The following is a 4,808-nucleotide window of genomic DNA, read 5'->3' as shown; positions in this document are numbered from 1 at the left end:
GATGGACGCGCTGCGCGCCGCGGGCCGCGCGCCGAGCCCCTTCGCGGGCATCCCGATCAGCATCAAGGATCTCTACGACGAGGCCGGCGTCACCACGCGGTCCGGCTCCGTCGCGCGGAACGGCGCGCCGGCGGCCAAGGCGACGGCGCCTTCCGTGCAGCGGCTCATCCGCGCCGGCTTCGTCATCCTCGGGCGGACCAACATGGTGGAGTTCGCCTTCTCCGGCCTCGGCGTGAACCCGCATTACGGCACGCCGCGCAGCCCCTGGGACCGCGCGGCCGGGCGTTTGCCGGGCGGGTCCTCCTCCGGCGCCGGCGTCGCGGTGGCGGACGGGATGGGCTTCGCGGGCCTCGGCACCGATACCGGCGGGTCCTGCCGCATCCCGGCGGCGCTCTGCGGCGTGGTGGGCTGGAAGCCGACGGCGCGGCGCGTGACCATCGAGGGCATCCTGCCGCTCGCGCCCTCGCTGGATTCCGCCGGGCCGCTCGCGCGCAGCGTGGCCGACTGCGCCATCGTGGACGGCTACATGGCCGGCGAGGAATATCCCGCGCCGCCTGCGCCGCTCTCGCTCAAGGGGCTGCGCCTCGGCCTGCCGCGCGCCTCCTACCTGACCGACGGCATGGATGCGACCGTCGGCGCGGTGTTCGGCCGCACGCTCACGCGCCTCTCGGCCGCCGGCGCGCATGTCGTCGAATTCGACCTGCCGGAACTCGCCGAGATCCCGGTCGCCAATGCGACCGGCGGCTTCGCGGCGAGCGAGGCCTGGGCCTGGCACCACCGCCTGATCGCCGAGAAGGGCGAGGCCTACGATCCGCGCATCCTCAAGCGGATCAAGCGCGGCGAGCTGATGTCGGCCGCCGACTACGTGGAACTGGTCGATGCGCGCGCCCGCATCATCGTCGCCGTCGCGCCACGCACCGCGCCCTTCGACGCGGTGATCTGCCCGACCTGTCCGGTGGTGCCGCCGCGCATCGCCGAGGTGGAGGACGAGAAGGACTACAACCGCATCAACATGACGCTGCTGCGCAACACGAGCGTCGGCAACTTCCTCGACCGCTGCTCGATCAGCATTCCCTGCCATGCGGAAGGCGAGGCTCCGGTCGGGCTGATGCTGACGGGCGAGCACATGGGCGATGCGCGGCTGTTCGCTGTCGCCCAGGCGGTGGAGGCGGCGCTGGCGGCGTGAGCGCGCCGCGCTTCGGCTCCCTGCGCGACGGGCCTTCGCCTGTCGCGCAGGGGAGCGAGACCTTTACCGAACTCGCGCACGCCGGCGGGGCGCGGGTCGAGCGCATCGCCTCCCGCGCCGTCCGCCAGGGCGAATGGTACGAGCAGGGGTGGGCGGAATTCGTGCTGCTCGTGCAGGGCGGCGCGATCCTCGCCTTCGCGGACGGGACATCGCACGCACTCTCGCCCGGCGACTGGGCGCACCTGCCGGCGAAATGCCGCCACCGCGTCGCCGCTACCGCCGCGGATGGCGAGACGATCTGGCTGGCTGTCCACTTCCCGCCCGAGGCGTGACGCGAATGGCCGCGGCAGTCGGCGGCATGCCGCGCTGCGCGGCCGCGGCATGCCTCATTCCCCGGGCAGCTTGATCCCGGTCATCGCCTGCCACACCCGGATGACGAAGCCGTCGTCCTTCCCCCCCTGCCCCATCGCCCGCGCCGCGGTGAACAACTGCTGCGCCTGGGACGCCAGCGGCACCGGGAAGTCCAGCCCACGCGCCATCTCGGTGACCAGGCCGAGGTCCTTCACGAAGATGTCCACCGCACTGCGCGGCGCGTCGTCCCCGGTCAGCACGCGCGCCATGCGGTTCTCGAACATCCAGGAATTGCCGGCCGCGCTCGTCACCACGTCATAGAGCGCCTGCGGGTCGGCGCCGGCGCGGATGCCCAGCGCCATCGCCTCCGCCGCCACCGCGATGTGCACGCCGGCGAGCAACTGGTGCACCACCTTCACCGTCGCGCCGATGCCCACCTGGTCGCCCAGCCGCCACACCTTGGTGGCGATGGCGTCCAGCACCGGCTGCGCGGCGGCGAAGGCGGCCTCGCTGCCCGCGCCCATCACCGTCATCTCACCCGCCCGCGCCTTCACCGCGCCGCCGGAAACCGGCGCGTCGAGGTAGAGGAAGCCCCGCCCTTCCGCCTGCGCCGCCAGCGCGCGCGCGGCATCGGGCGCCATGGTCGCGGAGGAGACGATCACCGCCCCCGGCTTCAGCCGAGATGCCGCGCCGCCCTCGCCGAACAGCGCTGCCTCGGTCTGCGCGGCGTTCACCACCAGGACGACCACCGCCTCGGTGCCTTGCGGCAGGTCCGCGGCACGCGCGGCGGCGGCACCGCCGGCGGCGGCGAATTCGTCCCGCGCCGCCTCGCGCATGTCGCAACCGGTCACCTCGTGCCCGGCGCGCAGCAGGCTCAGCGCCGCGCCCATGCCCATGCTGCCCAGACCGATGACGCCGACCTTCATGGCGATCCCCCCTCGCGATGGGCGGCACGCTGGCCGCGCCGCGGCGGCGCGTCAACGCGCGATCGCGACCACCACCTGCACCAGGGCAAAGACCACCATCAGCACCAGCGCGATGCGCTGCAGCACGTGGACGGGCGGCATCGCCTCACGCCCCGCGCGGCCGCTTCTTCTGCGACTGGCGCGCGATCAGGGCGCGCAGCAGGTCCTTGATGGCGCCGGCATCGGGGTGGCGGGCGACGACCTCGGCCTCGTGCGCGCGGGCAGCGGCGAGGAGGTCGGCCACCATCGTCTCTCCGCGCGGAGCGAGGTGGACGCGCACCAGGCGCCGGTCGCGCGCATCCTGCTGGCGCTTGACCAGGCCGTCGCGCTCCATGCGGTCGAGCACCTTGGTCATGGTCGGCTGCTGCAGCAGGCAGGCCTCGGCGAGCGCGGTCACCGTTTCCGGCCCGCCCGAGAGCGTCGCCAGCACGCGCCACACAGGCACGGAGACGCCGCGCGCTCGGAGCCGGTCGTGGAACTCGGTCGAGACGACGTAGGACGCGCGCGCAAGCAACGACAGCAGGTAGTCGTCGACGAAGCGGGGCGGTGTATTCTGAGTGTCCATGGCGGGCCACCCGCAGAGGAGGCGCAACACTAGACGCGGCATGGGCCTCGAGTCTTGTGTCGCGTGCGTTCCGACGCGCTTGATGTGATGCTGCGCCGCAGCGAGGCTCAATGCGGCGTCAAACGGCCCGCATCGCGCCGCTGCTCATACGCTTTTGCGTGCAGATACGCCGCTTCGTGCAACTCTTCCGGGATGCCGGCGCGGCGCACACACTCAAGGAGGAACCCGAGGATGTGATCCGCCTCGATCCTGTTGCCGGCCTCGAGGTCGCGCAGCATGGAAGTCGCGTAGGCGCTTCGCGGGTCACCGAAGATCGCGCGGTATTCCTCGATGAAGCCATTGCGCACCGGATGGCCCGCCGCCGCGGCGACCGCCGCGTTGCGCTCGAGCAGCCGATGCAGGAACGCCGCGCCGCCGGGGCTGCGGACGATCTCGCCGACATTCGCGCGCATCAGCACCGTGCCGATCGCGCTGGTGCCGAGATGGACGAGCTTCTCCCACATGCGCGCCATGACGTCGGGCACGGCCTGGACCACGACGCCCTTGGCCGGCGCGAAGGCCGCCTCGATGGCGCGCACGCGGTCGGACATGGTCCCGTCGCGCTCGCCGAAGGTGAGCCAGCGCCAGTCGTTCAACTGCCGCACTGCGCCGTCCGGCGCGAGCGTCGCCTGGATCTTCGCCAGCCCGCCGAGCACACGCCCGGCGCCGAACGCCGACGCCAGCCGGTCGAGATGAGACAGCCCGTTCAGCACCGGCAGGATCGCCGTCCGCTCGTCCACCGCCGGCCGGATCGCGGCGATCGCGTCGTCCAGATCGTAGGCCTTGCAGGAGAGCAGCACCACGTCCCAGCCGGGCGTCGCATCCGCGGCGGCGAGGGTGGCGACGCGGCCCTGCCACGATCCGAAGGGGCTCTCGATGCGCAGCCCGTCGCGGTCGAGCGCGTCGCGGCGCGCGGGACGCACCAGGAAGGCGACCTCCGCCGTGCCGGCCTCGGCCAGCCTGCCACCGAAATACCCGCCGAGGGCACCCGCACCCAGCACCAGAACCCGCATCCGCCCGTCTCCCCCACTTGGGCCCGCGACCCCAGTGTCCTGATTCCGAAATCCTGCGGACTTCGTTCTCAGGCCACCAGCCTTAGTTTCCAGTGGCCTGCTTGTCCGCTTCGTTCGCCGGAAATCCGGCGAACGAAGCGGGCAGGACACTAGGCGCCCGTGCCGCTTCGCGAAAGTCGGACACATGCGCGTTACCGGAAACCGGCTAGGATGCCCGCGATGCGCAAGACGATCGCCGCAACCGGCCTGCTCCTCCTCCTCGCCGGGGGGTGGTGGTGGGCGGGCATGCCGGGCCTCTCCCTCATCCCCGGCGGCAATGCCAGCAATGCGGCGCTGCCGCGGCTGCGCACGGCGACGGCCGATCGTGGATCGATCACTGCCGTCGTCGCCGCCACCGGCACGGTGAACCCGGTCACGCTGGTGCAGGTGGGCAGCCAGCTCTCGGGCCAGATCCGCGAGCTCTTCGCCGATTTCAACACCCGCGTGGCCGAGAACCAGCCCATTGCGCGGCTCGACACCGCCACCATCGAGGCGCGCCGCGCCGCGGCCGAGGCCGATGTCCTCGCCGCCGCCGCCCAGATCGCCGTCACCCGCGCGCAGGCGGAGAAGGCCGCCGCCGACGCCGCCCAGGCGCGGGCACAGATCGAGGCGTCCCGCGCCGCCATCCTCGGCGCCGAGGCCACCGCCCG

6 protein-coding genes are annotated in these 4,808 nt (G+C 72.7%); 3 read left to right on the top strand and 3 right to left on the bottom strand.

The features are described from left to right. Together GXW76_RS24895 and GXW76_RS24890 are read left to right on the top strand one after the other, a co-directional pair. Nucleotides 1–1,186 (top strand): amidase (locus tag GXW76_RS24895; protein WP_211864834.1); only part of this gene is annotated, 1,186 nt, incomplete at its 5' end. Next, nucleotides 1,183–1,518, top strand: a complete 336-nt coding sequence (locus GXW76_RS24890; protein WP_211864833.1) for a cupin domain-containing protein — start codon at nucleotides 1,183–1,185, stop codon at nucleotides 1,516–1,518. The genes GXW76_RS24895 and GXW76_RS24890, both read left to right, overlap by 4 nt. A 54-nt stretch (nucleotides 1,519–1,572) precedes the next feature. Here GXW76_RS24890 and ltnD read toward each other — a convergent pair whose 3' ends face one another. The 3 genes from ltnD to GXW76_RS24875 all read right to left on the bottom strand — a co-directional run bounded on the left by ltnD (nucleotide 1,573) and on the right by GXW76_RS24875 (nucleotide 4,119). After that, nucleotides 1,573–2,463: an L-threonate dehydrogenase gene (gene ltnD / locus GXW76_RS24885; protein ID WP_211864832.1), complete on the bottom strand. Its 891-nt coding sequence runs from the start codon at nucleotides 2,461–2,463 to the stop codon at nucleotides 1,573–1,575. A 145-nt stretch (nucleotides 2,464–2,608) separates the two neighbouring features. Further along, the gene (locus GXW76_RS24880; RefSeq protein WP_211864831.1) at nucleotides 2,609–3,067 is read right to left on the bottom strand and encodes a MarR family winged helix-turn-helix transcriptional regulator; all 459 of its coding nucleotides are present in this window, start codon (nucleotides 3,065–3,067) and stop codon (nucleotides 2,609–2,611) included. A gap of 107 nt (nucleotides 3,068–3,174) precedes the next feature. Continuing rightward, nucleotides 3,175–4,119 carry a ketopantoate reductase family protein gene (locus tag GXW76_RS24875; protein ID WP_211864830.1) on the bottom strand — a complete coding sequence of 315 codons (945 nt, stop codon included), beginning with the start codon at nucleotides 4,117–4,119 and terminating at the stop codon, nucleotides 3,175–3,177. Between the two features lie 219 nt (nucleotides 4,120–4,338). Here GXW76_RS24875 and GXW76_RS24870 point away from each other — a divergent pair. Further along, on the top strand, nucleotides 4,339–4,808 hold a 470-nt coding region (locus GXW76_RS24870; protein ID WP_456307121.1), incomplete at its 3' end, for a hypothetical protein.

Source organism: Neoroseomonas soli, from assembly GCF_018129065.1.
GTDB classification, from domain to species: domain Bacteria; phylum Pseudomonadota; class Alphaproteobacteria; order Acetobacterales; family Acetobacteraceae; genus Neoroseomonas; species Neoroseomonas soli.
Note: the sequence above shows the minus strand (reverse complement) of the source record. Positions and strands in the feature narration are given on the sequence as shown.